The organism is Cupriavidus sp. H18C1 (genome assembly GCF_049311595.1).
GTDB lineage: Bacteria > Pseudomonadota > Gammaproteobacteria > Burkholderiales > Burkholderiaceae > Cupriavidus > Cupriavidus cauae.
On sequence record NZ_CP186009.1, the window covers coordinates 439963 to 466432 of the forward strand.

The window sequence follows — 26470 nt, forward strand, 5'->3', positions numbered from 1 at the left end:
AAAGAGGGGAATTAGAGTAGCACTATCGGCCAAGTTGCGTGCGGCGCGGGATGGGCAGCCCCGCGGCGTCGGACGGACACCGGTCGTCCGGCCCTTTGGCATCGGTTACAGTGCGCCCATGGCGGCCCGCCCACCGGGCCGAGGACCGGTTTCGACGAGGCACCCGCGACGATGAAACTGCGATGTCATCTGCTATGGCTGGCGCTGATTTCGCTCTGCGCTATCGGTACCGTGCCCCACGCCGGTGCGGCAACGACCTTGGGCAAGCCCGCCGCCCATCCCGCGGCCGGCGCGTCGGCATCCGCATCCGAGGCCGCGGCAAGCGTGCCGCTGGCGCAATCGCTGGATCAGGTCATCGAGACGCTGCAGAACGACCAGCAACGCACCGCGCTGGTCGGCCAGTTGCGGGCAGTGCGCGACGGCCTCGGTGCGTCGGCGCCGGCCGCCCCGGCGGTGACCGCAGCCTCGGACGCCGAGGCCGGCGGACTGGTCGGGGCGCTGGCCGAAGCGGTCGAGCAGGTCGACGACCGGCTCGGCAAGGATCAGGGACCGTGGCGCTACTGGAGCTGGCGCCTGCGTTTTGCCGGCGAGGAATGGCAGCAGGCGCTGACCGATCGCGGACGGGGCAGCGCACCGCGTTCGGCGCAGCTGTTCGCCGCGGTGCTGGCGGGCTGGGCCGTGGGCGGCTGGCTGCTGCACGAACTGGCGCGGCGCGTGCGGGGCCGGCTGATGCGGCCGGTCGATCGGGTCCAGCTGCCCACCGTGCCATCGTGGACCGACGTCGGCATCTTCATGCTGCGCCGGGTCGGCCCATGGGCGATCGCCTTCGGCGTGGCGATCTGGATCGTGCGCGCCCTGGCGCTGCATCTGGTGCCGGCCGGCGTGGCGGCGCTGACGGTGGCCTACGCGCTGGTCGCCGGCGCGGTGCTGTCGGCGATATCGCAGACGCTGTTCGCGGTCTTCAATACCGCGCACCGGCGGCGCGCGGTCCATGACCTGCACCAGCACTCGCGCTCGGTGCTGTTCGCGATCGGCTCGCTGGCGGCGCTTGGCGACGCCGCGACCAACGCCCGCGTGATCGCCGCGCTCGGCATCAACCTGTCCGCCGTGACCGCCAATCTGTCGAACATCGCCGCGGCGCTGCTGATGGCCTGGTTCTGCCTGCGCTTTCGCCGGCAGATCGGCCATCTGATCGCCAATCGGCCGCTGGCGTTCCGCCAGGCCCATCCGGCCATCACCGACGTGCTGCGGCTGGCCGGCGGCACCTGGCATCTGCCGGTGCTGGCGGTGGTGTTCGCCTCGGTGGTCGGCACCCTGCTCGCCGCCGGCCATGCCGACGACTATCTGGGCCGGACCATCCTGACGGTGGCGCTGCTGGTCGCCGCGTTGGCGCTGACGGTGGTGACCGGACGCTCGCCCCAGGCGACCCAGCACGGGCCGCGGCAACGCTGGCAGCGGCGTTCGGCCTATCTGGCGCGCTTCGGCCGCTTTGCGGTCGCGCTGGTGCGCCTGGCGATCTGGCTGGGTTTCCTGGAACTCGCCAGCCGCGTCTGGGGCAATTCGCTGCTGCATCTGATGCATTCGACCGCGCTGGGCCGCCGCTTCGCCGACGCGGTATTCGGCGCGCTGGCCGCGGTGCTGCTGTCGTGGCTGTTCTGGCTGGTGATCGACACCGCCATCACGCAGGCGCTGTCGCCGGGACACGGGCGCGGGCAGCCGCCCAGCATGCGGGCCCGCACCATCCTGCCGCTGCTGCGCAACGCGGTGTTCGTCGCGTTGCTGGTGATGGCGCTGATCGCGGTGCTGGCCAACCTCGGCGTCAACGTGACGCCGCTGATCGCCGGCGCGGGCGTGGTGGGGCTGGCCATCGGCTTCGGCGCGCAGACGCTGGTGCAGGACCTGATCACCGGGCTGTTCATCGTGATCGAGGACTCGATCGCGATCGGCGACGTGGTCGAGCTGCCCGACCACAGCGGCACGGTCGAGGGCATGACGATCCGGACCATCAAGCTGCGCGACGGCAAGGGGGCGCTGCACGTGCTGCCGTACAGCCAGATCAAGGCGATCAAGAACCTGTCGCGCGGCCATGCCTTCGCGGTCTTCAATATCGGCCTGCGCTACGACAGCGACCTCGACCGCGCGATGGCGCTGATCCGCGAGGCCGGCGACGAGATCGCGCAGGACATCCGCTTCGCGCACCGGCTGCTGTCGGGGCTCGACATTCTGGGGCTGGACCGCTTCGACCCGTCGGGGCCGGTGGTGCTGGCCCAGTTCAAGACGCTGCCGCTGGCCCAGTTCGAGATCACGCGGGCGTTCAACGCGACGCTGAAGCAGAAGTTCGACGCGGCGGGGATCCGCATGGCCTCGCCCTACATGACGCTGCAGCTCGACGGCGGCGGCGCGGCGGAGGTCAAGCCGCTGATTGCGGGAAGCGAGGGGAGCGCGGGGACGGCGTAGGGATGCCTGGCACAGGAAGAACGCTTTGAACCGGTTCCCACCCGTCCAACCGCTTCCAAATAAAACGAGCGGAGATTTCAGCGCTGAAATCCCCGCTCTTGCCTTGCCCGCTGACCGGGACCCGGCTCGCCGGGTCGGACCGCTATCGGATCGTTTTCGGCCGGCTTACTCAGCCTCACGCCGCCTCACGTCTCTGACGGCGGCTTGCGCCGCCTCATGCCGCCTTGCGATGGTGCTTGCGCTCGGGCCGGCATTCGTACTTGATCTCGTGACGGCCGTCCTCGTAGACCACCTCGAGCCGCACGGTGAAGCCCCATAGCCGCGTGACATGGCGGATCACCTCCTCGAAGTTCTGCGCCAGCGGCCGGCGGTCGTTCTGCAGATGGCGCAGCGTCAGCGAGCGGTCGCCGCCGACGTCGACGTTGGTCACCTGGATGTTCGGCTCGATATTGGACAGATCGTACTGGCTGGCCAGCAACTGCCGGATGCGGCGATAGCCTTCGTCGTCGTGGATCGCGGTCACGCGCAGCTTGCTTTCGCGGTCGTCATCCAGCACCGAGAACAGTTTCAGTTCGCGGATCACGCGCGGCGACAGGAACTGCAGCAGGAAGCTCTCGTCCTTGAAGTTGCGCATGGCAAAGTCCAGCGTCTTGCGCCAGTCGCTGCCGGCGATCTCCGGCGCCCAGCGATAATCCTCCTCCTCGGGGCGCTCGCACATGCGGCGCAGGTCCTGGAACATCAGGAAGCCCAGCGTGTAAGGATTGAGCCCGCTGTAATAAGGGCTGTGGTACGGCGGCTGGTAAATGACGTTGGTATGCGCCTGCAGCAGCTCCATCATGAAGGCGTCGTTGACCAGCCCCTGTTCGTACAGCTCGTGCAGGATCGTGTAGTGCCAGAACGTGGCCCAGCCCTCGTTCATCACCTTGGTCTGGCGCTGCGGGTAGAAGTACTGCGCGATCTTGCGCACGATGCGGACGATCTCGCGCTGCCACGGCTGCAGCTTCGGCGCGTTCTTCTCGATGAAGTACAGCAGGTTCTCCTGCGGCTCCGGCGGGAAGGTGGCCTCGGCCTCGGGCGCTTCGTCCTCGGTCACCAGCGCGTGCGAGCGGTGCTTCGGCAGCGTGCGCCACAGATCGTTGACCTGCATCTGCAGATAGTTCTCGCGCTCGGCCTGGCGCGCCTGCTCCTCGGTGATCGACAGCTTCTTCGGCCGCTTGTAGCGGTCCACGCCGTAGTTCTGCAGCGCGTGGCAGGAATCGAGCAGCAGTTCGACCTCCTGCTCGCCGTAACGCTGCTCGCATTCGGCCACGTAGTTCTTGGCGAACAGCAGGTAATCGACGATGGCGTCCGCGTTGGTCCAGGTGCGGAACAGGTAATTGCCCTTGAAGAAGGAGTTGTGGCCGTAGCAAGGCGTGCGCGATCGTCAGCGCCTGCATCGGCATCGTGTTCTCCTCCATCAGATAGGCGATGCAGGGATTGGAGTTGATCACGATCTCGTAGGCCAGGCCCATGTGGCCGCGCTGGTAGCTGCGCTCCGAAGCGAGGAAATGCTTGCCGTAGGACCAGTGGCTGTAGCCGACCGGCAGTCCCGCGGACGCGTAGGCGTCCAACATCTGCTCGGCGGTGATGATCTCGATCTGGTTGGGATAGGTATCGAGGCCGAAATCGGCCGCGATGCGCGCGATCTCCCGGTCGTACCGCTGGATCAGTTCGAAGGTCCACTCCGAACCGGTAGAGAGGTATGCCATTTCCCACCCCATGTCGGCGGCCCGCCTTCGCGGCGCCGCCGGTTAGCCAAGGCCTGTCCGGCGCGGCACCCCTGCATGGACACCATGCCCGGGGGCCGTGCGCCGGTACATCGACGCATCAAGGCGTCAGCGCATCAACGCCCGGTGTTCGGCCAGGCCGCCTTCTTCTGAAACAGGTCGTGCAGCACCGGATAGATCTCGTCCGCGCCGATGATCCGCTGCATCGCGAAGTTTTCGTGCGTGCCCTTGACCGTCATGTACTCTTCCCACAGGTTCTGCGGCTCCTCGGACGCGACTTCGACATAGGCGTAGTACTGCACCAGCGGCAGGATGGATTCGCGCAGCAGCCGGCCGCACAGCTCCGAGTCGCCGGCCCAGTTGTCGCCGTCCGACGCCTGCGCGCAGTAGATGTTCCACTGGCTGGCCGGGTAGCGGTTATGGATCACGTCCACCATCAGCTTCAGCGCGCTGGACACCACCGTGCCGCCCGATTCGCGCGAGTGGAAGAAATCTTCCTCGTCGACTTCCTTGGCCACCGTATGGTGGCGGATGAAGACGACGTCGATGCGTTCGTAGTTCCGCTTCAGGAACAGGTACAGCAGCATGAAGAAGCGCTTGGCCAGGTCCTTGCGGCTCTCGTCCATCGAACCCGATACGTCCATCAGGCAGAACATCACCGCCTGCGCCTGCGGACGCTTCTTCAGCACGCGGTTGTTGTAGCGCAGGTCCAGCTTCTCGATGAAGGGCACGCGGTCGATGCAGGCGCGCAGATGGCGCATCTCCTTCATCATCTCCTGTGCGCGGGCCGTGTAGGGCCCCTCTTCCTCGAGCACCTCGCTGTACTGCTGCTCGAGCGCCTGCAGGCGCCGCTGGTAGGGCCCGGACAGCGCGATGCGCCGGCCGAGCGAACTGCGCATCGTGCGCAGCACCGACAGGTTCGAGGGCGTGCCGTCGATCGAGAAGCCGGCGCGCACCTTGCGCACCTCGGCGATCTTGGCCAGATGGCGCTTGGCCATGTCGGGCAGCGCCATGTCCTCGAAGAAGAAATTCAGGAAGTCCTCGCGCGAGAGCGTGAAGACGAAATCGTCCTCGCCCTCGCCCGAGTCGCTCGCCCGGGAGCCGGTTCCGCCCGCCCCTTGCTGCTGGCGGTCGAAACTGTCTCCGCGGACGAACTTCTTGTTGCCGGGGTGGATCCACTCGCGCTTGCCGCCCTGGCCATGGTGGAAGATCGGCTCGGAGATGTCCTTGACCGGAATGGACACCTGCCCGCTCTGTTCGATGTCCATGATCTTCCGGCCGGACACCGCCTTCGCTACGGCTTGCCGAATCTGCTCGCGGTAACGCTTGATGAAACGCTGCTTGTTGACCGCACTCTTGTTGCCGCCATTCTCCCGCCGATCGATGACCGTGGCCATATTGGTTGCCCTCGTTCAGAGGCCCCGTGCAGGCGCCGTTACGATGATTTTCGAACGCGCAAGTACCACTCCACCAGCAGCCGGACCTGCTTGGGCGTATAGCCCTTCTCGACCATGCGGTTGACGAAGTTCTCGTGTTTCTCCTGGTCCTCGCGCGAGGACTTGGCGTTGAAGGAAATGACCGGCAGCAAGTCCTCCGTGGTGGAGAACATCCGCTTCTCGATCACCATGCGCAGCTTCTCGTAGCTGGTCCAGTTCGGGTTCTTGCCGCCGTTGTTGGCCCGCGCCCGCAGCACGAAGTTGACGATCTCGTTGCGGAAGTCCTTCGGGTTCGAGATACCCGCCGGCTTTTCCACCTTCTCCAGCTCGTCGTTCAGCGCGTTGCGGTCGAGGATTTCGCCGGTATTGGGATCGCGGTACTCCTGGTCCTGGATCCACAGGTCGGCGAAGACGACGTAGCGGTCGAAGATGTTCTGGCCATATTCGGAATACGACTCCAGATACGCGGTCTGGATCTCCTTGCCGATGAACTCGACGAAGGGCGTCGTCAGGTATTCCTTGATGTACGAGAGCAGCTTCGCTTCCTGCTCCGGCGGGAACTGTTCGCGCTCGATCTGCTGCTCGAGCACGTACAGCAGGTGCACCGGATTGGCCGCGACCTCGGTGTTGTCGAAGTTGAAGACCTTGGACAGCACCTTGAACGCGAAGCGCGTCGACAGCCCGCTCATGCCCTCGTCGATGCCGGCGTAGTCGCGGTACTCCTGGTACGACTTCGCCTTCGGGTCGACGTCCTTCAGGCTTTCGCCGTCGTAGACCCGCATCTTCGAGAAGATGTTCGAGTTCTCCGGTTCCTTGATCCGCGTCAGCACCGCGAACTGCGCCATCATCTTCAGCGTGTTCGGCGCGCATGGCGCGGCCGACAGCGAGCGCTGCGCAGCAGCTTGTCGTAGATCTTGACCTCGTCGGACACGCGCAGGCAGTACGGCACCTTGACGATGTAGATCCGGTCGAGGAAGGCCTCGTTGTTCTTGTCCGCCTTGAACGATTGCCATTCGGCCTCGTTCGAGTGGGCCAGGATCACGCCGTCGAACGGAATCGCGCCGAAGCCTTCGGTGCCCTTGTAGTTGCCCTCCTGCGTCGCCGTCAGCAGCGGGTGCAGGACCTTGATCGGGGCCTTGAACATCTCGACGAATTCGAGCAGGCCGCGGTTCGCCAGGCACAGGCCGCCGGAGTACGAGTACGCGTCCGGGTCGTCCTGCGGATAGTCCTCGAGCTTGCGGATATCGACCTTGCCGACCAGCGAGGAGATGTCCTGGTTGTTCTCGTCGCCCGGCTCGGTCTTCGCGATCGCGATCTGCGACAGCACCGAGGGCCGCAGCTTGACCACGCGGAAGCGCGTGATGTCGCCGTTGAACTCGTGCAGCCGCTTGACCGCCCATGGCGAGGCGATCGTGTTCAGATAGCGGACCGGGATGCCGTAGTCCTCCTCCAGAATCTTGCCGTCTTCCTCGGGCGAGAACAGTCCGAGCGGCGATTCATGGATCGGCGAGCCCTTCAGCGCGTAGATGGGAATCTGCTCCATCAGCGCCTTGAGCTTCTCGGCGAGCGAGGACTTGCCGCCGCCGGGAGGCCCGAGCAGGTAGAGGATCTGCTTGCGTTCCTCGAGACCTTGCGCGGCATGCTTGAAGAACGAGACGATCTGCTCGATCGTGTCCTCCATGCCGTAGAACTCGCGGAACGCCGGATAGATCTTGATGACCTTGTTGAAGAACAGGCGCGACAGTCGCGGGTCGTGGTGCGTGTCTACCAGCTCTGGCTGCCCGATCGCGGCGAGCATGCGCTCGGCCGCGGTCGCATAGGCAGTAGGGTCTTTCTTACAGATCTCCAGGTACTCCTGGATGCTGTATTCCTCTTCCTTGCGAGCTTCGAAGCGCGTGGCGTAGTGGCCGAAAATGTCCATACCTCACTCCCGTCAGAGTCTCGTCCGAGGCGAACGCAGTCCGTCTGCAGGTAGGTACCCTGCCTCATTCCACGTATCAGCCTTTGAATACCGCCACCCCGGCTTGGCGGAAGACTGACCATGTTGCGAAGTCTTTACTTCATCATAGTCAAATAACGCCCAGGGGGGAAGAGCTTGTTGACGCGCATTGCGCACTGGCAACGGCGCGGTCCTGCTCGTGAAAACTGCGTCCTGGCTGCGTGCGACTGAGCGGCACGCTGACCGGTTCGCACTGGGCGGCGCGACCATGTTCTCGGACACACCTTACACCTTTCGCCTTGGTGCTGCACTGCCCGGTTTGTAACGATTGCTTCCGACGAGCATCGACGACATACCGGGACTGCAAAACCTTGGAACGGGTGGGGTCGTACGTTGGCACATCCTGCATCGTTGCGGGTGCCCAGGCCTCGCGCGCAACGTTGCGCGACACGCTGCCGTCGTGTTCCCGGTGCGTGTGATCGCGACCGAAGCGGCGATCGAAGCGGGGATCGAAGCGGGATGAAAACGGAGCGCCGCGACATCGCGCATCGCGCTGAGAAAAAGCAGGGTTAACCCATCGGCCCGGGCGCTGGCCTGCTGTCGGCCCGGGTGTGGCGAAGCATCGTTCGCCGGTTGTCTCCATGCACCGTCGAGGCAATCGCGTCTCCCCTTTGGAATCGTGGCGCGCACCGTGCGGGTGCGTGCCCATTGGAATGCCGAAACCGCTACAGGTTCCAGTTCGCATTCGATCGCGTCGATCGCATCGCTGTCTCCCCGTCGCGGTTGCCCGCGCGGCGGCATCCGTCGGCCACCGTTGCCGGTACACCAGCAAGTTGCGGGCCACATGCGACGTCCGAGCGGATCGCTCTGCGAACGGTCGGCGAAGCAGGCGGTGGGCAAACGGCGATCACCGACGGCAGTCGGCGACGATCAGGGGAAACCGCAATGCGCGACGACGTGCGCGCCGGCGAGAATCGATGGAAGGGGAAGAGGCGGAACGGCGGAGAAAGCCGAGGCGAGGCGAGGCGAGGCGAGGAGAAGAGAGACGACCAGAGCGAGCCAGTGAAAGCGCCGGGCGTCAGCACCCGGCGCGTCGTGCTGCCAGCGTGCGGCCGGCAGAGCCAGGATCAGATCGGATCCCAGTTGATGACGTCGGGCGAGCGCTCCAGCGGATAGAAGCTGTTGCGCATCGCCGGGATCGCGATCTCCGCGATCGTCTCCGGTGTCCACCCCTCGCTGGCATGCACCGAGCGCACCGGCCGCGGCTGGCTCATCAGCATGATCTCGTTGGCGCGCACCGCGAAGATCTGCGCATTGACCTCGCGCGCGGCGTCGCTGGCGAGGAACACCGCCATCGGCGCGACCTTGCCGGCCTCCATCTTCTGCAGCTTGGCCACGCGCGCCTGCTCCTCCGGCGTCTCCGACGGAATCGAGCTCGTCATCCGGCTCCAGGCGAACGGCGCGATGCAGTTCGAGCGCACGTTGAAGCGGGCCATGTCCAGCGCGATCGATTTGGACAGCGCCGCAATGCCGAGCTTGGCGGCCGCGTAGTTGGCCTGGCCAAAATTGCCGATCAGGCCCGAGGTCGACGTCATATGGACATAGGCGCCGCTCTGCTGGTCCTTGAAATAGGGCGCGGCGGCGCGGCTGACGAAGAAGGTGCCGTGCAGATGCACGTCGATCACCGCGCGCCATTCCTCCTCGTTCATCTTGAAGAACATGCGGTCGCGCAGATTGCCGGCGTTGTTGATCACGGCGTCGATGCGGCCGAACCGGTCGAGCGCGCACTGGACGATCGCGTTGGCGCCCTGCCAGCTCGACACGCTGTCGGTGTTGGCCACCGCCTCGCCGCCGGCCGCCCGGATCTCCTCGACCACCCGCTGCGCCGGTCCGGCATCGCCGCCCTCGCCGCTCAGCGACACGCCGATATCGTTGACCACCACGCGCGCGCCCGCGGCGCCCAGTGCCAGCGCGATGCCGCGGCCGATGCCGCCTCCCGCGCCGGTCACCACCGCGACCTTGCCCGCCATCGTGCCAGCCGTCGAGTCTGCCATCGCGCCTGCCGCGGATCCTTCCACCTTCGCCGTCATCATCGGTCTCCTGTCCCACCTACGAGGTTCTATTGAAGCGGCATATACGATAAATTGCCGGCAGCGAAAGGGGAATTCGCCAATCCCAAAAGACGCCTTCCGCCTCCCGAAACCCTCCGTTCGATCCCGCCAAACCCATCACGACGCGATGCATTACGACCTGACCGACCTGCGCCTGTTCCTGAATGTAGGGGAAACCCATAACCTGACGCGGGCGGCCGAACGCAGCTTCCTGTCGCTGCCGGCGGCAAGCACCCGCATCAAGCAGCTGGAGGAAGCGTTCCAGACCCAACTGCTGATCCGCCAGGTCAAGGGGGTGCGCCTGACGCCGGCCGGCGACGCGCTGCTGCGGCACGCGCGCGAGGTCTTTCGCGAGCTCGAATGCCTGCACGCCGATCTGCGCCCCTACGCCAAGGGCGTCAAGGGCAAGGTCCGGCTGCTGGCCAACACCACCGCCACCAACTCGTTCCTCGCCAGCGCGCTGTCGCGCTTCCTGTCGGAGAACCCGGACGTCGACATCGAGCTGGAGGAACACCTGTCGCAGGAGATCGTCTCGGCCATCGGCGCCGGCGCGGCCGACCTGGGCATCGTCGCCGGCGAGGTCGCCACCGAGGACCTGGACGTGATGCAGCTGTGCAGCGACGAGCTGATCGTGATCGCGCCGGTCAACCACCCGCTGCCGCAGTTCAAGCGGCTGCATTTCGCCGATCTGCTCGATACCTGCCGCTTCGTCGGCCTGAACCAGTTCAGCGCGATCCAGTCCTTCCTGGACCGCATCGCCAGCGGCATGGGCAAGCGCATCAGCCTGCGCATCCAGGTCGGCAGCTTCGACGCGGTCTGCCGCATGGTAGAGGCCGGCGCCGGCATCGCGATCGTGCCCAACAGCTGCGCGCGCCGCTACGCCAGCCGCAAGGTGCTGCGCTTCATCACGCTGGAGGACGACTGGGCCAAGCGCGAGCTGCGCCTGGTGCGCCGGCCCGGCCGCGAACTGCCGCAGTTCGCCGAGACCCTGGTGCACTACCTGATCGACGCGGCGCGCGAGCCGATCTGAGCCGCCGCTGCCGGCACCGCGGATCGCCGCGGACCACCGCGGACCACCGCGGGCCAGCACGGGCCAGCACGGGCCACCGCGGGCCGCGGCGGGCCACAGCGCCGGCCCGGGCCCAGGTAAGGCGCGCCCTAAGCCGCTCTTTGGCAAATGCGAATGTCGGTGCGCGGCGGGCTCGGGAATAATGGCCCCATTCCCGTGATTCCGCTGCGAAGGCCCTTGATGACGATCGACCAGGCGCACGATGCGCATTACCCCGAAATCCGCGAGGCCGTGCGCGACCTGTGTGCCGGCTTCGATTCCGCCTACTGGCAACGCGTCGAGGAGCAGGACGCCTTTCCCGAGCAGTTCGTCCAGGCGCTGACGCAGGCCGGCTGGCTGTCGGCGCTGATTCCCGAGAACTACGGCGGCTCCGGCCTGCCGCTGACGGCCGCCTCGGTGATCATGGAGGAAATCAATCGCAGCGGCGGCAATTCCGGCGCCTGCCACGGCCAGATGTACGTGATGGGCTGCCTGCTGCGGCACGGCTCCGAGGCGCAGAAGCAGCGCTGGCTGCCGGGCATCGCCGCGGGCGAGCTGCGCATGCAGTCGATGGCGGTGACCGAGCCGACCACCGGCACCGACACGACCAAGCTCAAGACCACCGCGGTGCGCCAGGGCGACCGCTATGTCGTCAATGGGCAGAAGGTCTGGATCTCGCGCGTGCAGCATTCGGACCTGATGCTGCTGCTGGCGCGCACCACGCCGCTGGACCAGGTCAAGCGCAAGTCCGAGGGCCTGTCGGTGTTCGTGGTCGACCTGCGCGAGGCGATCGGCAACGGCCTGACGGTCCAGCCGATCCGCAACATGGTCAATCACGAGACCAACGAGCTGTTCTTCGACAACCTCGAGATCCCGGCCGAGAACCTGATCGGCGAGGAAGGCAAGGGCCTGAAGTACATCCTCGACGGGCTGAACGCCGAGCGGATCCTGATCGCCGCCGAATGTATCGGCGACGGCTACTGGTTCGTCGAGCGCGCCAGCCACTACGCGCGCGAGCGCGTGGTGTTCGACCGCCCGATCGGCCAGAACCAGGGCATCCAGTTCCCGATCGCGCGCTCCTACGTCAATGTCGAGGCCGCCAGCCTGATGCGCTACAAGGCCGCCGAACTGTTCGACGCCGGCCAGCCCTGCGGCAAGGAGGCCAACATGGCCAAGCTGCTGGCCGCCGATGCCTCGTGGGAAGCGGCCAACGTCTGCCTGCAGACCCACGGCGGCTTCGGCTTCGCCGCCGAATACGACATCGAGCGCAAGTTCCGCGAGACGCGCCTGTACCAGGTCGCACCCATCTCGACCAACCTGATCTTGTCCTATGTGGCCGAGCACGTGCTGGGACTGCCGCGGTCCTTCTAGGCCGGGGTCTTCTCCACGCTGCTGCCCCTTGCGCCAGACCTTCCGCGCCAGACCGATACGCACCAAGCCGATACACACCAAGCCGATCCCCGCCAAGCCGATGCCAAGCTCCTATCCCACGCGCGAACTCTGCGAGTTCCTTGCCCGCTTCACGCTGTCCGACGTGCCGCCGCCCGTGGTCGAGCGCACCAAGGACCTGTTCCTCGACTGGATCGCCTCGGCCCTCGCCGGCAAGGACGCCCCGGCGATTCGCCGGCTGCAGGAGTTCGCCGTGGCGATGGGCCCCCAGCACGGTCCGTCCGAGGTGCTGGTCGACCGCCGCCGCACCTCGCCGTGGTTCGCGGCGCTGGTCAATGCCGCGGCCTCGCATGTGGTCGAACAGGACGACGTGCACAACGGCTCGGTGCTGCATCCGGCCGCGGTGGTGTTTCCCGCCGTGCTGGCCGCGGCCCAGGCCGAGGGCAAGAGCGGCGCGCAGCTGCTGACCGCGGCGATCGCCGGCTACGAGGCCGGCATCCGCATCGGCGAGTTCATGGGCCGCTCGCACTATCGCGTGTTCCATACGACCGGCACGGTCGGCACGCTGGCGGCCGCGGCGGCGGTGGCCAAGCTGTACGGGCTCGATGCCGAGGGCATCAACCAGGCACTAGGGTCGGCCGGCACCCAGGCCGCCGGCTTGTGGGAATTCCTGCGCGACGCCGCCGATTCGAAGCAGCTGCATACCGCCAAGGCGGCGGCCGACGGGCTGATGTCGGCCCATCTGGCGCGGGCCGGCTTCACCGGCGCACGCCGCATCCTGGAAGGCGCGCAGGGCATGGCGGCCGGCATGTCGAGCGACGCCGATCCGGCGCGGCTGACCGACGGCCTCGGCACGCGCTGGGCCACCGCCGAGACCTCGTTCAAGTTCTTCGCCTCGTGCCGGCACACCCATCCGGCGGCCGATGCGCTGAAGGCGCTGATGCAGCGCGAGCGCCTCGACCCCGAGCTGATCGCCGGCGTCACCGCGCATGTGCACCAGGGCGCGATCGACGTGCTCGGCCCCGTGGTCGATCCGGTCACGATCCATCAGGCCAAGTTCTCGATGGGCACGGTGCTCGGGCTGGTGGCCTGGCATGGCCACGCCGGCCTGGGCGAGTTCGAGCAGCATGCGCTGGAGGATGCGCGCGTGGCGGCCTTCCGCGAGAAGGTCGCGATGGCGCTCGACGCGGAGATCAACGCCGCCTATCCGCGGCAGTGGATCGGGCGCGTCACGGTGACGACCACCGACGGCCGCACGCTCGAGGCGCGGGTCGACGTGCCCAAGGGCGATCCGGACAACACGCTGAGCCGGCCCGAACTGGAGGCGAAGGCGCTGCAGCTGGCAGCCTTCCGCCAGGGCGCCAGCGAGGCCGAGATGCGCACGATCATCGCGCGCGTCTGGGCGCTCGAACACACGGACAGCATGGCGGACTGGTTGCCGGCCGCGGCCTGAACTCCTACGCTCGCAGGAACGGCGCGAAGACTGCCGTTCCTGCCGTCCCTGCCGTTTCCCCACCACCTCCCGAGAGGACTTCCCAACCGTGGCCCAACAACGCATGGCCGATCCGGCCGCCTCCGATACCCATCTCGATACCGATACCAGCCTCGAAGCGCTGCGCCAGTGGATCGGCCGCAGCGAGAGCCGCACCGAAACGCTGGCGCTGCAACCGGTGCTCGGCCTCGCCGCCACGCTGGACCTGGACGGCGAGGCGATCGCGCGCGGACCGCTGCCGCCGCTGTGGCACTGGCTGTATTTCCTGCCGCGCGCGCCCCAGCACAGGCTGGGCCGCGACGGCCACGCGGTGCTCGGCGGCTTCCTGCCGCCGGTGCCGCTGCCGCGCCGGATGTGGGCCGGCAGCGAACTCGACTTCCAGCGTCCGCTGCGCGTCGGCGACACCGTGACACGTACCTCGACCATCGAGGAGGTGCAGCAGAAAACCGGCCGCAGCGGCGAGCTGTGGTTCGTCTCGGTCCGCCACGTGCTGACCGTCGACGGCGAGACGGCACTGAGCGAGCGCCACGACATCGTCTATCGCGCGATGCCGGAGCCGGGCCAGGCTCAGCCGCCGCGCCCGCGGCTGCCGCACCAGCCGCAATGGCAGCGCCAGTTGCATGCCGATCCGGTGCTGCTGTTCCGTTTCTCGGCGCTGACCTTCAACGGCCACCGCATCCATTACGACCACGACTACGTGCGCGACGTCGAGGGCTATCCTGGCCTCGTCGTCCACGGCCCGCTGCAGGCGGTGCTGATGGTGGACCTGTTGCGGCGCGAACTGCCGCAGGCGAACGTCAAGCGCTTCGGCTTCCGCGGCATGGCGCCGCTGTTCGACCACGACCTCGTCACGGTCGGCGGCCGGCGCGACGAACAACAGCCCGGGCGCGTGCTGCTGTGGACCGGCGACGATGCCGGCGGGCAGGCGATGGAGGGATGGGCGGTAGTCGAGGAGTAATCCGCCCCCTGCGCCGCCCCCCTGCGCCGCTCCCTTGCGCCACCCCCCTGCACCGCCGCCTCCGCTCCACCGCCACACCTGCATCCGTCGTTCCCGCATCCGCGGGAACGACGGTACTGCATCACTCCACCTCGATCTTCGCCGTCTTGACCACCCCGCCCCACAGGCGCAGTTCGCGCTCGATCCGCTCCGCCAGCGGCTTCGGACCGGTGATGTTCAGGTCGTAGCCGCCCTGCGTCATCCGCTGGCGGAAGGCCGGATCGTCGCCGACGGTCTGCTGCGCCTTGACCAGCGTGTCGACCACCTCGGCCGGCAGCTTCGGCGGCCCGATCAGCGCGTACCAGCCGGTCACCGCATAGTCCTTCAGCCCCGACTCGACCATGGTCGGCACGTTCGGCAGCGCGGCGTTGCGCTCCTTCGACGTCACCGCCAGCGGCCGCACCTTGCCGCCCTGGATATGGCCGATCGCGGTGCCGGTGATATCGAACATGAAGGCGATCTTGCCGCTGATCACATCGGTCATCGCCGGCGAATTGCCCTTGTACGGCACGTGCAGCATCTTCACGCCGCTCATCTGCGCCAGCAGTTCGGCCGACAGATGGTTGGACGCGCCGACGCCGGCCGAGCCGAACGCCACGCCCTGCGGGTGCTTGCGGGCGTACTCCACCAGCTCGCCGACGTTGCGGGCCGGGAAGTCCTTGTTGATCAGCAGCACGTTGGTGTAGTCGGTGATCAGCCCGATGTGGCTGAAGTCCCGGCTCGGATTGAAGTTGACCGCCTTCTGGATCAGCGGCGTCATCGTCATGGTCGGGCTGGCGACGAAGTACAGCGTATAGCCGTCCGGCGGCGCCTTCGCGGTGATCTCGGCGGCGATCGCGCCGCTGGCGCCGGCACGGTTGTCGACCACCACCGGCTGCTTCAGCACCCGTCCCAGGTGATCGGCATAGACGCGCGCCGCGGTATCGACGGGACCGCCCGGCGTATAGCCGACGATCAGCTTGATCGGCCGCGACGGATAGGCGTCGGCCGCCGCGGCGCCTTCGCTCAGCGCCAGCGAGGCCACGCCGGCCAGTGGAACCAGCGCGCCCAGCACGGTCGCCAGCATGCCGGCGGGCCGCCATCGTGTTTGCTTCGTTGCCATGCGTCTCCTCCTGTAGTGAACGGTCTGGCTCGGCCGGCGCACTTTCTTGTTTGCGCACGTGTGGTCCGCATACGTCCGTATACATATAGAGGAAGCCCGGGCGCTCCCGCCGATGCCATCACCGCAGTGTGTGGGCGCGCCGCAGCGCTCGCCATTTGCATTTGGCTAAGACGGCCTTTCGCGCCGCCGTGGGTGCGGTGCGGCAAATCGCGGGCACGGATCGCCAGCATGGATTGGGAGAACGGATCGGGAACGCGGGTCCCGAGCACGGAGCGAGCACGGATCGGGAGCGCGGGGCGAAGCACGGATCATGAACGGATCGGGAGCGCGGATCCGGAGCACGGATGGAAAGCACGGTAGCGCGCGCTACACCGCGGCCCGGCGGCTCAATAGCAGCGCACCTCGTCGTCGTCGCGCACCGCCGGCTCCGGCGGGCGTGCCGCGAGCAGACGACGAGGGCCTGCCAGTTCCTGCCTGACCGCTTCGACGCCGTGGATGGCCGCACGGTATCCTTCGCGGCGCTTCCCCTCGCCGCTCATCCGCACGACCACCGCCGCGCGACCGTCGCGCGGCATCGGATAGACCTTCAGCTGTGCCCTGCCCGCGATCACGCCGCGGCGGGGCATCGGCAGGCGAAACAGCCGGATCAGCAGCATCAGCAGCGCGCCACGCCAGTCGCCGGCGGCGAGCCGGTCGCGCACGCCGGGGCCGGGTACCGGCACGGCTTCGTGCATGCGCTGTGCATCGCCCACGCGCACCGGCCGGATGCGGCAACGGAGCAGCACGCGCCGCGGATCGCCGCGGCGCGGGCGCGCGGTCCGGCGCCACGGCTCGATCCGGAAGGCCAGGGACGCGTCCATTTCGGTGGCATGCGCTCCGGGACTGTCCGGGCTATCCGGACTACCCGGAACACCTGGACTACGCGGACTACCCGGACCGTCCGCGCGACCCTTGGGATCGGCACGATGCGCACTAGCGGCAATAGCGGCAGTAGCGGCACGATCGGCGCAATCCGACGGGCCGGTGCCGCCGTTGCAATCGGTCCCCCGCTCCGATGGCCGCTGCCACCGCGAGAACTTGTGCAGGCGGATCTCGCCGCCTGCGCCGACGGAAATCGTCAGGCAGCGCCGCACCGGTGCGGCGTCGGCCGTCACGGCGCGCTCGTCGCGGCAGATCAGCGCCTCGTCGGCAATCGCCGCCGCGCATTCGATCAGCGCGGCGCGGCGGGCGATATCGTCGCCATGAACGTCGCCATTCACGTCGCCCCGGACGTCGCGCCGTGCGGCGCTTGCTGCGTCGTCCCGTACGCCGTCCTGCGCCCCGAACAGGGCGCCGAGGCAATCGCTCAACCGCATCAGCACCTTGACGCCCATCTCGAGCTCCAGCGCGGCATGCGCTGCCCTGGGATCGGGCGCGCGGTCGCAGCCGCGTCGGCCGACGCGGTACTCCCGCGCGATGTCGGCGAAGACCGAGCGCAGGCGCCCGCCGCCATCGGCTGCCAGCGTGACGTCGATGCTGCCTTCGCCGAGAAACAGCGTGGTCGCGGTGCGCGCCACCTGCGCGGCATCGCGCGGGCGCAGTGGCGCCTGCCATCCGCGGGAGCGCGGGTCTCCGATACGTGGCGTGGCGGGAAGGAACGATGAGATGGGGCGGGCGGGCAGCGTCATGGTGCGGGCAGGCTTGAAAGGACAAGGCGCAGGGGCGTGGAGGAACCACAGGCCGAGCGGCAGCGTGGACGGTCCACGGGCCGAGCGGCAGCGCCTTGCCGGTCCGCGATTCGCCGTCGCACTCTCTAGACGAGTGGCGCGGCGCCATCGTTGACGGCCAATGCCGGCTTCACGAGACTTCGCCGGGACCTGTTGTCGCCAAACGAAAAAATGCGGACGAACGCGTTAATTGTTCGTCCGCATTGCCTTGCGCGCTTGCGTACCTGCCTGCCGGCTTGCTGCGGCATGCCGTCGCAGCACCGGCCCGAAAGCCGAGCCCGCTACAGCGCCGCCGCGGTGCCGAGGATCGCGGTCGACTGGCTCGACAAGGTGCCGCCATTGCCGTGTACCAGCGCGATCTCCGCACCGCCGACCTGCCGCTCGCCGCATTCGCCGCGCAGCTGGCGCACCGCCTCGATGGTGATGAACATGCCGTACATGCCGGGATGCACGCACGACAGTCCGCCGCCGTTGGTATTGACCGGCAGCCTGCCGCCGGGCGCGATAGCCCCGCCGCTGACGAAGGGTCCGCCCTCCCCCTTGGCGCAGAAGCCAAGATCTTCGAGGAACAGCAGCGTGTTGATGGTGAAGGCGTCGTACAGCTCGAGCACGTCGACATCGGCCGGCTTGACGCCCGCCATCGCGAACGCGCGCTCGCCCGATTCCTTCGCCGCGCTGACGGTCAGGTCCGGCATGCTGGAGATCTGCCGGTGCCAGGTCGCGGTGGCGTTGCCCAGTACATAGACCGGCGGCTTGGCCAGATCCTTGGCGCGCTCGGCGCGCACCATCACATAGGCGCCGGCACCGTCGGTGACCAGGCAGCAGTCGCGCACCGACAGCGGGTCGGAGACCATGCGCGCGTTCAGCACGTCGTCGATGCTCAACGGATCGCGCATCAGCGCATCGGGATTGAGTTGCGCCCACTTGCGCGCGGCCACCGCCACCTCGGCCAGATGCTCGCGCGTGGTGCCGTACTGGTGCATGTGCCGCGCCGCCGCCAACGCGTACGAGGTGATCGGCTGCATCGGCTGGTAGGGGTTCTCGTACGGCTGTGGGTCCAGCACCGAGCGCACCTTGGCGATGCCGGCGCGGCCGACCGTCGAGGTCCGCTGATTGCTGCCGTAGCAGACCAGCACCGCGTCGCACAGGCCGGCCTCCAGCGCCAGCATCGCGGGCAGCATATGGGCGACGAAGCTGGAGCCGCCGATCATCGTGCTGTCGACGAACTTCGGATGGATGCCGAGATATTCGGCCACCGGCATCACCCACATGGTGGCGCCGACGCTGGCGGTGGCGATGCCGTCGATCTCGCGCATCGACATGCCGGCGTCCTTGACCGCGGCCTTGGCCGCCTCCACCAGGATTTCCATTTCGGTCTTGCCGTGCGCCTCGCCGAGTCCGGCCTGGCCCACGCCGACGATGGCGACGCCACCGCGCAACGATTGTGCTGGCATCGCGTCAGCCCTCCATCGGATCGAACACCACCATCGCGGGAACGCCATCGCCGGCGGCGGGCGCCACGCGCGCCTTGACGCGCATGCCGATCCTCACCGCCTGCGGCGCCACGCCCTCGACCCGGCTCATCATGCGTACGCCTTCGTCCAGGTCGATCAGCGCGACGTTGTAGTCGCCGCCGGCCTCGGGCTTGCGGCGCACCACGCTGGTCGAATAGACGGTGCCGGCGCCCTTCGGATCGGTCCAGTCCAGCGCCTCGCCGCCGCAGTGCGGGCAGAGATTGCGCGGATAGAACACGTGGCGGTCGCAGTCGCGGCAGTGCTGGATGCGAAAGCGCCCTTCGTTCAGCAGGGCCGCGTAGAGGCGGTCCGGCCCCTGCTCGGCCTGCGCCTCGGTGGTGGGTGTTGTCATGCTGTCTCCTGGCTCGGTGCCTTCCGGGGGCAGCTTGCCGCAGTCATTGGCGCCTGCGCAATTCGCTTGTCCGGAAGGGTGGATTATTCAATCGCGAATGGAGCCGCCCTTGCCGTCTCCCCGGCCCACTCCCGCAAGCGGGAGAGGGAGAACACCACCGGTCGTTCGTCGGCGCGGCGGTTTGCGTCCCTCTCCCGCATGCGCAAGAGGGGCTGGGGGAGAGGGCAAGCGGCGTCTCATCGCCCATGTCAAATCACCAGCTCGATCAGGAACGGGCCCTTGCGCTTGTTCGCCATCGCGAACAGATCGGCGAAGCTCTCCATATCGACCGCACGCGCGCCCTCGACGCCCATGCCGGCGGCGAGCTTGACCCAGTCCAGATCCGGATTGCCGATGTCGAGCATGTCGAGCGCCGTCTTGCCCGGGTTGGCGCCGACGCCGGCCAGTTCGCCCAGCAGGATCGCGTACTTGCGATTGGCCAGCACCACCACCGTGACGTCAAGCTGTTCGCGCGCCATCGTCCACAGCGACTGCACGGTGTACATGCCGGAGCCGTCGGCCTGCAGCGCGACCACGCGCCGGTCGGGCACCGCCACCGCGGCACCCACCGCCAGCGGCAGGCCGGCGCCGATGGCGCCGCCGGTCAGCTGAAGCCAGTCGTGCGGGGCGGCATGCACGGTGCCGGGATAGAAGGCGCGGCCGAAGCTGACGCTCTCCTCGACCACCACCGCCTGCTCGGGCAGCAGCGCGCTCAGCGTCTGCGCGACGGCTTCCGAGGTAACCGCGCCCTTGGCGATGCCGGCGGGTGCGACGGCGTCCGGCACCGGCACCGCGGGCGCGCCGAGCGCGTCGGCCAGCCGCGCGAGCGCATCGGCCAGATCCTGCTCGGGGCGCGCCAGCACATGGATCTGCGCGTCCTCCGGATAGGGGCGCGGCGACTTGCCGGGATAGGCGAAGAAGGTCACCGGCGGCGGCGCGCCGACCAGGATCACCTGGCGGATGCCGGCCAGCCTGGCGCGCGCCGCATCGCCCGAGTAGGGCACGCGCTCGACCGCGAAACGGCCGCGGCCGCGCGACACGCGCGCATTGGACATCGGCGTGATCAGCCGCGCGTCGGTGGCGGCGGCGATGCGATGCGCGTCGGCCAGCGGCGCCTCGCGCAGCGCCGTGCCGGCCAGTACCAGCAGCGTCGGCTGGCCCGAGCGCAGCCAGCGCGCGGCCTGCTCGATCGCGTCGGGCGAGACCTTGGGCGCGCTCAGCGGCGGCAGCGGCGCCGCGACCTGCCCGCCCTCGTCCCAGCACACATCCGACGGCAGGATCAGGCTGGCCACGCCGCCGGGCGCGGCGCAGGCGGCCTGCACCGCCGCCGCGGCATCCGCACCGACCTGATCGGCGCGCTGCGCGGTGCGGGTCCACACCGAAACCGGACGGGCCCAGCCCTCGGTGTCGGCGGTCAGCGGTGCATCGAGCGGCCGGTGATAGGTGGCCTGGTCGCCGATGATATTGACGATCGGCGTCTGCGCGCGCCGCGCGTTGTGCAGGTTGGCCAGGCCGTTGGCCAGGCCCGGTCCGCAATGCAGCAGCGTCGCGGCGGGCTTGTCGGCCATGCGGGCATAGCCGTCGGCCGCGCCCGTCACCACGCCCTCGAACAAACCCAGCACGCAGCGCATGCCGGGAATGCGGTCGAGCGCCGCGACGAAATGCATCTCGCTGGTGCCCGGGTTGGCGAAGCAGGTATCGACACCGCAGGCGAGCAGGGTCTTGACCAGGCTCTCGGCGCCGTTCAGCGTCTGCCCGGGTTGCTGGGATTGGTTCGTCTCCATATGCGCGCTTCCTTGGTCTGAGGTCGGTCGATTCGAAATCGGATGGGGGATCGGTTGTGCCGGGGTTGGCGTTGTGTTCGCGTTGTGTTCGCGTTGTGTTCTTGATCTGTTCGCGCTGTATTCGTCAGGCGTTGCCGTTCAGCCCGCGAGGCCGCCCGGGTCGAGCAGGTCGAAGTCCAGGCAGACGTATTCGGTCGGAAATTCGATGCGGGCGTAATAGACGATCACGCCGTCGGCGCAGGCATGGCGGCGCAGTTCGGCCACCGGCGCGCCCACCGGCAGCGCCAGCGCCGCGGCCGACTCCGCGCCGGCGGCGATGATCGACAGCCGCTGCCGCGCGCTCGATACCCGCAACCCGGGAAAGCGGTCCAGCACCGGCACCGATGCGCCCTGCCGGAACGCCCGCGGATTGCGCGCGAACAAGCCTTCCTCGATATAGACCTCGCCGATCGCGAAGGGCCGGTCGTCGAGCCGGTGCAAGCGGCGCAGGAAATGGTAGGCGGGCGCGCGCTCGGCCTCGCAGGGCATGCCGAGTTCGTCCGGGAGCGGCACGCTGCCCGCCGACTCGACCAGCGCCTCGGTGCCGAGCTGCTCGCCGACCTCGACCGCCTGGCCCCAGGTGACCGGCAGCGACACCGGCCGGCGCCGCTTGCCGCCGTCCTTGACGAAGGTACCGCGGCCGCGCGCGCGCGCGACCAGCCCCTCGTCGTCGAGCACCGACAGCGCGTGATGCATCGTCATGCGCGCGACCCCCGTATTGGCGGCACAGATCCTCCAGCGACGGGATGCGTTCGCCGGGACGCCAGGCGCCGCTCTCGATGCGGCGGCGAAAGATGGTCGCCAGCTGCAAATAGACGGGCTCGCGGCTGCGCGACAGCAGTTCGGTCGAGGACAGGGATTCGGGCATCGATGGCGGCGGACGAAGGGGGATCCGTGCGCGGCGCCGGGCCGCGGATGGACGCGAGGCAAACGAACGCGGTGAGTCCCCCCGAAAAGGGGGGATCGGCGAACTGCCACTGTAATAAGGTCTAGTTACCTATACCACTAGGGTTTACCGCGGGTTGGTGCGGCATCCCGCAGTCAGCATCACGCCTGCAATGGCAAGTTCCGCTTACGTGTGCCGGCCCCTGGTCTACCCGCAAAGGTGGGTGACGTCCGTGCAGGGTCTCCGGCCAGAATGCGGCATGCCCCCCTCTCCCCCCGGGGCAAGCGCGGCTGCCGCTCGCAGCCATTGATCCAGGAGCTTTTCCATGTTGATGCGCGACGTGATTCCCCACATCCTGAACCGCGGTGCCGGCCAGCTGGCGCAGGATCAGGTCGAGACCCCACCCCGCAAGACGTTCCACCACACGATCGACATCTACCTGAAGGATTCCAACGCCTTCATGAACACCTACTTCGCGCGCTATTTCGAATGGCAGGGCATCTGCCGCGAGCGCTGGTTCCACGAGTGCATCCACGGCAATCTGCTGGCCGCGGGCGGCGTCTTCGTGACCAAGCGCGCGCACCAGGAATATGTCGAGGAAACGTTCCCGTTCCAGCGTGTGGACTGCTACCTGAACACGTTCCAGGTCAAGCAGTGCTCGGCGTATCTGCTGTTCCGCTTCTGCGTCGACGAGCGGCCGGTCTCGCTGGGCTACCAGCAGATCGTGTTCGCCGACAAGGAGAAGCGGATCGCGCGGTTCCCGAAGGAGATCGTCGAGCGGGTCAAGGAGTATGAGGTGAGTGCGCCGGTGCTGGCCAACTAGCGCCCGCCAGCGCCAAACTAGCGCCAACCAGTGCCAGCCGGGCCGGCAATGTGAGCCGGTCCGGGCACGGCCGCCGCGTCAGGCGGCCGTGCCGTGGCCCAGCGGCTGGATCGGCTGGATCGACTGCATCGGCTCGATCCGCTCGATCCGCTCGATCCGCTCGATCCGCTCCAGCGTTTCCAGTGGACCCAGCGGGCCCATCGACGTGGCCGCGTTCGCCGGGGCCGGCGGTTCGGCCATCAGCGCGACGGGAAGATGCAACGTGAAGACGGTATGCCGGCCGGGCGCCGATTCGCACTCGATGCGGCCGCCGAAGGCCTCCATCACGCGCCGGCAGAAGGCCAGGCCCATGCCGGCACCGCTGCCGTGCGGCTTGGTGGAGAAGAAGGGATCGAAGATGCGCGGCAGCACGTCCGCCGGAATGCCCGGCCCGGTATCGCGCACGCGCAGCTGATAGAAGCCGCCCGACTCGCGCGCCGAGATCTCGATGCGGCCGCCGTCCGCACTGGCGGCCGGGTTCGCGGCCGGGTTCGCGCCCTGGTGCGCGCGCATGGCCTGCAGCGCGTTCTTCAGCAGATTGAACAGCACGTAGACCAGCAGCGTGTCGGAACCGCGGAAGCGCCAGCCCGCCGGTATCGCGTGCACGGAGACCCGTTCGCGTTCGCCGGCGCGGAACGGGTAGCGCTCCAGCGCGGAATCGACGCATTGCGCCACGCCGTGCGGCACGAAGCTGCCGCGGTCGAGCCGCTCCAGCGTGATCGAGGCCAGCGCCATCTCGATCACCGCCTGCGTGCCATCGACCTCGCCGCGGATCGCGGCCAGCAGCGTGGGCAGCCGCTCGAGCTGGCCCGGGCGCAGCCGGTCCTCGATCAGGCCGTGCTCGACGGCGCGGCGGTAGCCGTCCAGCACCGTGGGCCAGGCCACCGCCAGCTCCTGCGTCTGCATGCGGATCGTCGCCAGCGGCGTGCGCACCTCGTGGGCGACCGTGGCGGCCAGCGAGTACGGATGCATCAGGTCGTAGCGCACGATCGACAGCGCGATCAGCCCCAGGCTGACGGCGATGAAGACCACGCCGGGCGGATAGAAGTCGTGGCCGTAATTGACCGCATAGTCGATCGCCGCCAGCGAATACAGGCCCAGGCTCCACAGGCACAGCGTCAGGCGTTGGCGCTTCTCGCCCACCGCGCTGCGGCGCGCGTCGAGCAGCAGCCAGCCGCTGCGCAGCGCCAGCAGCACGGTCTGCCCGACATGGATCGGATGGAGGGCGCCCGCGCGCGGGTAATTGCCGAAGCTGTAGAGGTAGTAGTCGGAAACCAGGCGGTCCGACGTCAGCAACACCACTGCCAGCAGCAGCGACATGCCGTACGACACCAGCAGCCATGGCCGCTCGCCGCGGCGCTCGGTCACCTCGGTCATGAAGTGATAGAAGGTGGTCGGCAGGAACAGGATGAACAGATAGCCGACCTTGGCAAGCAGCAGCGCCACATCGGGATGCATGGTCTGGAACAGGAAGGCCCAGGTGCCCTGCCACGCGAACGTGGTCGCGCACATCAGGAAGAAGGTCGTGGTCAGGCGCGTGACGCCCTTCGTCACCAGCACGTAGAGGCCGTAACCGAGAAAGATCGACGAGACGAAGGCGGGCAGGATGGCGTACATGGCGTGACCGTTTGAGCTGCCAGACCGGCGGAAAGCGGACATGGTATGCCCTAACGCTGCGCCGCCGTACTGATTTCGGTTGCACTCTGCGGTAACCGGGGTTGAATACGCCATCCCCGATCGGGGGTAGCACGCCGGTAGGGTTGCGAGCCGCAATCCCCCCCAGAAAGACCGGGGCCGCGCGCATCCGGATCCGCCGCAGGCGGCATAATGCGCGCTCCACTTGCTACGCCGCCGCGTCCGCGGCAAGGGCCATTGGCGACGCTGCCCCGAGGCGGTACCACTGCTTCGGGCCCGCGTCGCCGACATCGACGCCCCTACCTGCGCGCCTTCCGACCGCATGTCCTCCTCTCCGATCGCCGGCTCGCACGCCGGCTGGCTGACCCTCTTCCTGCTCGCCTTCCCGCCGCTGAGCTGGGCCGGCAATGCGATCGTCGGCCATCTGGCGGCCGGCGCCGTGCCGCCGATCACGCTGAACTTCCTGCGCTGGCTGCTGGCCGGCCTGCTGCTGACGCCGCTGGCATGGAACGGCGTGCGTGAGCACGCCCCCGCGTTGCGGCGCCATGCGGGCCTGATCCTCGCGCTCGGCGTGCTGTCGATCGCCAGCTATAACGCGCTGCAATATCTGGCGCTGACCACCTCGACGCCGATCAACGTGACGCTGATCGGCGCCTCGATGCCGCTGTTCCTGCTGGCGGTCGGCGTGAGCTTCTTTCGCGAGCCCGCCACGCGCAGCCATATCGCCGGCGCGCTGCTGTGCCTGGTCGGCGTGACCTTCGTGCTGGTGCGCGGCGAACTGGGCCGGCTCGCGCAGCTCGACTTCGTGCCGGGCGACCTGTTCATGCTGGCGGCCACGCTGGCCTGGAGCGGCTATACGTGGCTGCTGCGCAAGCAGCGGCCGGCGCTGCCGCTGATCGTGCTGCTGTACGCCCAGATCGTCGCCGGCGTGGTGGTCAGCGTGCCCTTCGTCGCCTGGGAACTGGGCATCGACGGCCAGGCCATCGTCTGGAGCACGAAGACGGTGGGCATCCTCGCCTATGTCGCCACGGTGCCCTCGCTGCTGGCGTATTTCGCCTGGGATCGCGCGGTGGCGCGTGCCGGCGCGCAGCTGCCGGTGTTCTTCGTCACGCTGACGCCGGCCTTCGCCGCGATCCTCTCCACGCTGCTGCTCGGCGAGTGGCCGAACTGGTATCACGGCGTCGGACTGGCCGCGATCGTGGCCGGGATCTGGGTCGCGCAACGCCGCTGATCGGCGCACCGGATCGCAGCGCGCAGGGCATCGCGACAGCGGCGATCGCGAAGATGGTGGCATCCGCGCGACACATTGCACGGCCCGACCGCCAAATCGCGCCGAAAACCCCTTGAAAATAGGCACCGATCGCCCGTTTTGCTATTCTGTGCGCGGCGCTGCCCGGCGGCTTCCGACGGTACTGCGCTCCAACATTGAACCTGTTCACGACATCGATATGGCCACCAAAGCTAAACCGACCGCGAAGACTGCAGCAACCAAGACCGCCGCCAAGGCGCCCGCCAAGAAGGCCGCCGCTCCGGTGAAGGCCGCCAAGAAGGCAGCGCCGGCAGCGCCGACGCCCAAGCCGCTGAAGGACACCTTCAACAAGTCGAGCCTGGTGTCGCACCTGGTCGCACAGACAGAACTCGATCCGAAGACGGTCAAGACCGTGCTGGCCCAGCTGGAAAGCACCATGATCGGCGCGCTGAACAAGAAGGGCGCGGGCGAATTCACGCTGCCCGGCCTGCTGAAGGTCACCGCCGTGCAAGTGCCCGCCACCAAGAAGCGTTTCGGCAAGAACCCGTTCACCGGCCAGGAGCAGTGGTTCGCTGCCAAGCCGGCGTCGGTCAAGGTCAAGGTCCGCGCGCTGAAGAAGCTGAAGGACGCGGCGCTGTAATCGGCCCGCGTTTGCCGCTGCGCCGGC

The 26470-nt window shown here is 68.0% G+C and carries 16 protein-coding genes and 3 pseudogenes; 8 read left to right on the forward strand and 11 right to left on the reverse strand.

Features of this window, described 5'->3' with window-relative positions; genetic code table 11:
- Positions 1 to 171 precede the first annotated feature (171 nt).
- On the forward strand, positions 172 to 2457 hold the full coding sequence (locus tag OJJOAM_RS17860; RefSeq protein WP_422650594.1) for a mechanosensitive ion channel domain-containing protein: 2286 nt from the start codon (positions 172 to 174) through the stop codon (positions 2455 to 2457).
- A 214-nt stretch (positions 2458 to 2671) separates the two neighbouring features.
- Here OJJOAM_RS17860 and OJJOAM_RS17865 read toward each other — a convergent pair.
- The 4 genes and pseudogenes from OJJOAM_RS17865 to OJJOAM_RS17880 form a co-directional block, all read right to left on the reverse strand.
- A pseudogene (locus tag OJJOAM_RS17865) lies at positions 2672 to 4205 on the reverse strand (SpoVR family protein).
- Between the two features lie 134 nt (positions 4206 to 4339).
- Positions 4340 to 5620 carry a YeaH/YhbH family protein gene (locus OJJOAM_RS17870; RefSeq protein WP_422650595.1) on the reverse strand — a complete coding sequence of 427 codons (1281 nt, stop codon included), beginning with the start codon at positions 5618 to 5620 and terminating at the stop codon, positions 4340 to 4342.
- Positions 5621 to 5658: 38 nt separating this feature from the next.
- Positions 5659 to 7580 (reverse strand): annotated as a pseudogene (locus OJJOAM_RS17875) (PrkA family serine protein kinase).
- A gap of 1145 nt (positions 7581 to 8725) precedes the next feature.
- Entirely contained in the window at positions 8726 to 9652 is a 927-nt protein-coding gene (locus OJJOAM_RS17880) for an SDR family NAD(P)-dependent oxidoreductase (RefSeq protein WP_422650596.1), read from the reverse strand.
- 184 nt (positions 9653 to 9836) lie between these two features.
- Here OJJOAM_RS17880 and OJJOAM_RS17885 point away from each other — a divergent pair, with 184 nt between their 5' ends.
- The 4 genes from OJJOAM_RS17885 (at position 9837) to OJJOAM_RS17900 (ending at position 14596) form a co-directional block, all read left to right on the forward strand.
- Positions 9837 to 10739 carry a LysR family transcriptional regulator gene (locus tag OJJOAM_RS17885; RefSeq protein WP_422650597.1) on the forward strand — a complete coding sequence of 301 codons (903 nt, stop codon included), beginning with the start codon at positions 9837 to 9839 and terminating at the stop codon, positions 10737 to 10739.
- Between the two features lie 219 nt (positions 10740 to 10958).
- A complete protein-coding gene (locus tag OJJOAM_RS17890; protein WP_149318648.1) occupies positions 10959 to 12128 on the forward strand; it encodes an acyl-CoA dehydrogenase family protein in 1170 nt (389 codons plus the stop codon).
- Between the two features lie 100 nt (positions 12129 to 12228).
- Positions 12229 to 13599, forward strand: a complete 1371-nt coding sequence (locus OJJOAM_RS17895; RefSeq protein WP_422650598.1) for an MmgE/PrpD family protein — start codon at positions 12229 to 12231, stop codon at positions 13597 to 13599.
- A 103-nt stretch (positions 13600 to 13702) separates the two neighbouring features.
- A complete protein-coding gene (locus tag OJJOAM_RS17900) occupies positions 13703 to 14596 on the forward strand; it encodes an FAS1-like dehydratase domain-containing protein (RefSeq protein ID WP_422650950.1) in 894 nt (297 codons plus the stop codon).
- A 121-nt stretch (positions 14597 to 14717) separates the two neighbouring features.
- On the opposite strand, the gene OJJOAM_RS17905 is transcribed toward OJJOAM_RS17900, so the two are convergent.
- From OJJOAM_RS17905 to OJJOAM_RS17930, 6 genes and pseudogenes are all read right to left on the reverse strand, one after another.
- On the reverse strand, positions 14718 to 15701 hold the full coding sequence (locus OJJOAM_RS17905; RefSeq protein ID WP_422650951.1) for a Bug family tripartite tricarboxylate transporter substrate binding protein: 984 nt from the start codon (positions 15699 to 15701) through the stop codon (positions 14718 to 14720).
- 422 nt (positions 15702 to 16123) lie between these two features.
- Complete coding sequence (locus tag OJJOAM_RS17910; protein WP_422650599.1) at positions 16124 to 17110, reverse strand: hypothetical protein; 987 nt, start codon at positions 17108 to 17110, stop codon at positions 16124 to 16126.
- A 614-nt stretch (positions 17111 to 17724) separates the two neighbouring features.
- Positions 17725 to 18897 (reverse strand): thiolase, encoded by a 1173-nt coding sequence (locus OJJOAM_RS17915; RefSeq protein WP_149318644.1) that lies wholly within the window; start codon positions 18895 to 18897, stop codon positions 17725 to 17727.
- A gap of 4 nt (positions 18898 to 18901) precedes the next feature.
- Complete coding sequence (locus OJJOAM_RS17920; RefSeq protein ID WP_422650600.1) at positions 18902 to 19309, reverse strand: Zn-ribbon domain-containing OB-fold protein; 408 nt, start codon at positions 19307 to 19309, stop codon at positions 18902 to 18904.
- 248 nt (positions 19310 to 19557) lie between these two features.
- The gene (locus OJJOAM_RS17925; protein ID WP_422650952.1) at positions 19558 to 21096 is read right to left on the reverse strand and encodes an acetolactate synthase large subunit; all 1539 of its coding nucleotides are present in this window, start codon (positions 21094 to 21096) and stop codon (positions 19558 to 19560) included.
- A gap of 174 nt (positions 21097 to 21270) precedes the next feature.
- Positions 21271 to 22039: pseudogene (locus tag OJJOAM_RS17930) on the reverse strand (GntR family transcriptional regulator).
- Positions 22040 to 22382: 343 nt separating this feature from the next.
- On the opposite strand from OJJOAM_RS17930, the gene OJJOAM_RS17935 reads away from it, so the two are divergent.
- Positions 22383 to 22880 (forward strand): acyl-CoA thioesterase, encoded by a 498-nt coding sequence (locus OJJOAM_RS17935; RefSeq protein ID WP_422650601.1) that lies wholly within the window; start codon positions 22383 to 22385, stop codon positions 22878 to 22880.
- Between the two features lie 78 nt (positions 22881 to 22958).
- Here the strand turns inward: OJJOAM_RS17935 and OJJOAM_RS17940 are convergent, their stop codons facing one another.
- Positions 22959 to 24536 carry an ATP-binding protein gene (locus tag OJJOAM_RS17940; RefSeq protein WP_422650602.1) on the reverse strand — a complete coding sequence of 526 codons (1578 nt, stop codon included), beginning with the start codon at positions 24534 to 24536 and terminating at the stop codon, positions 22959 to 22961.
- Between the two features lie 340 nt (positions 24537 to 24876).
- Between OJJOAM_RS17940 and OJJOAM_RS17945 the strand changes: the two genes are divergently transcribed.
- Both OJJOAM_RS17945 and OJJOAM_RS17950 read left to right on the forward strand, forming a co-directional pair.
- Complete coding sequence (locus tag OJJOAM_RS17945; RefSeq protein ID WP_422650603.1) at positions 24877 to 25785, forward strand: DMT family transporter; 909 nt, start codon at positions 24877 to 24879, stop codon at positions 25783 to 25785.
- 217 nt (positions 25786 to 26002) lie between these two features.
- Complete coding sequence (locus OJJOAM_RS17950; RefSeq protein ID WP_053824472.1) at positions 26003 to 26443, forward strand: HU family DNA-binding protein; 441 nt, start codon at positions 26003 to 26005, stop codon at positions 26441 to 26443.
- Positions 26444 to 26470: the final 27 nt, after the last annotated feature.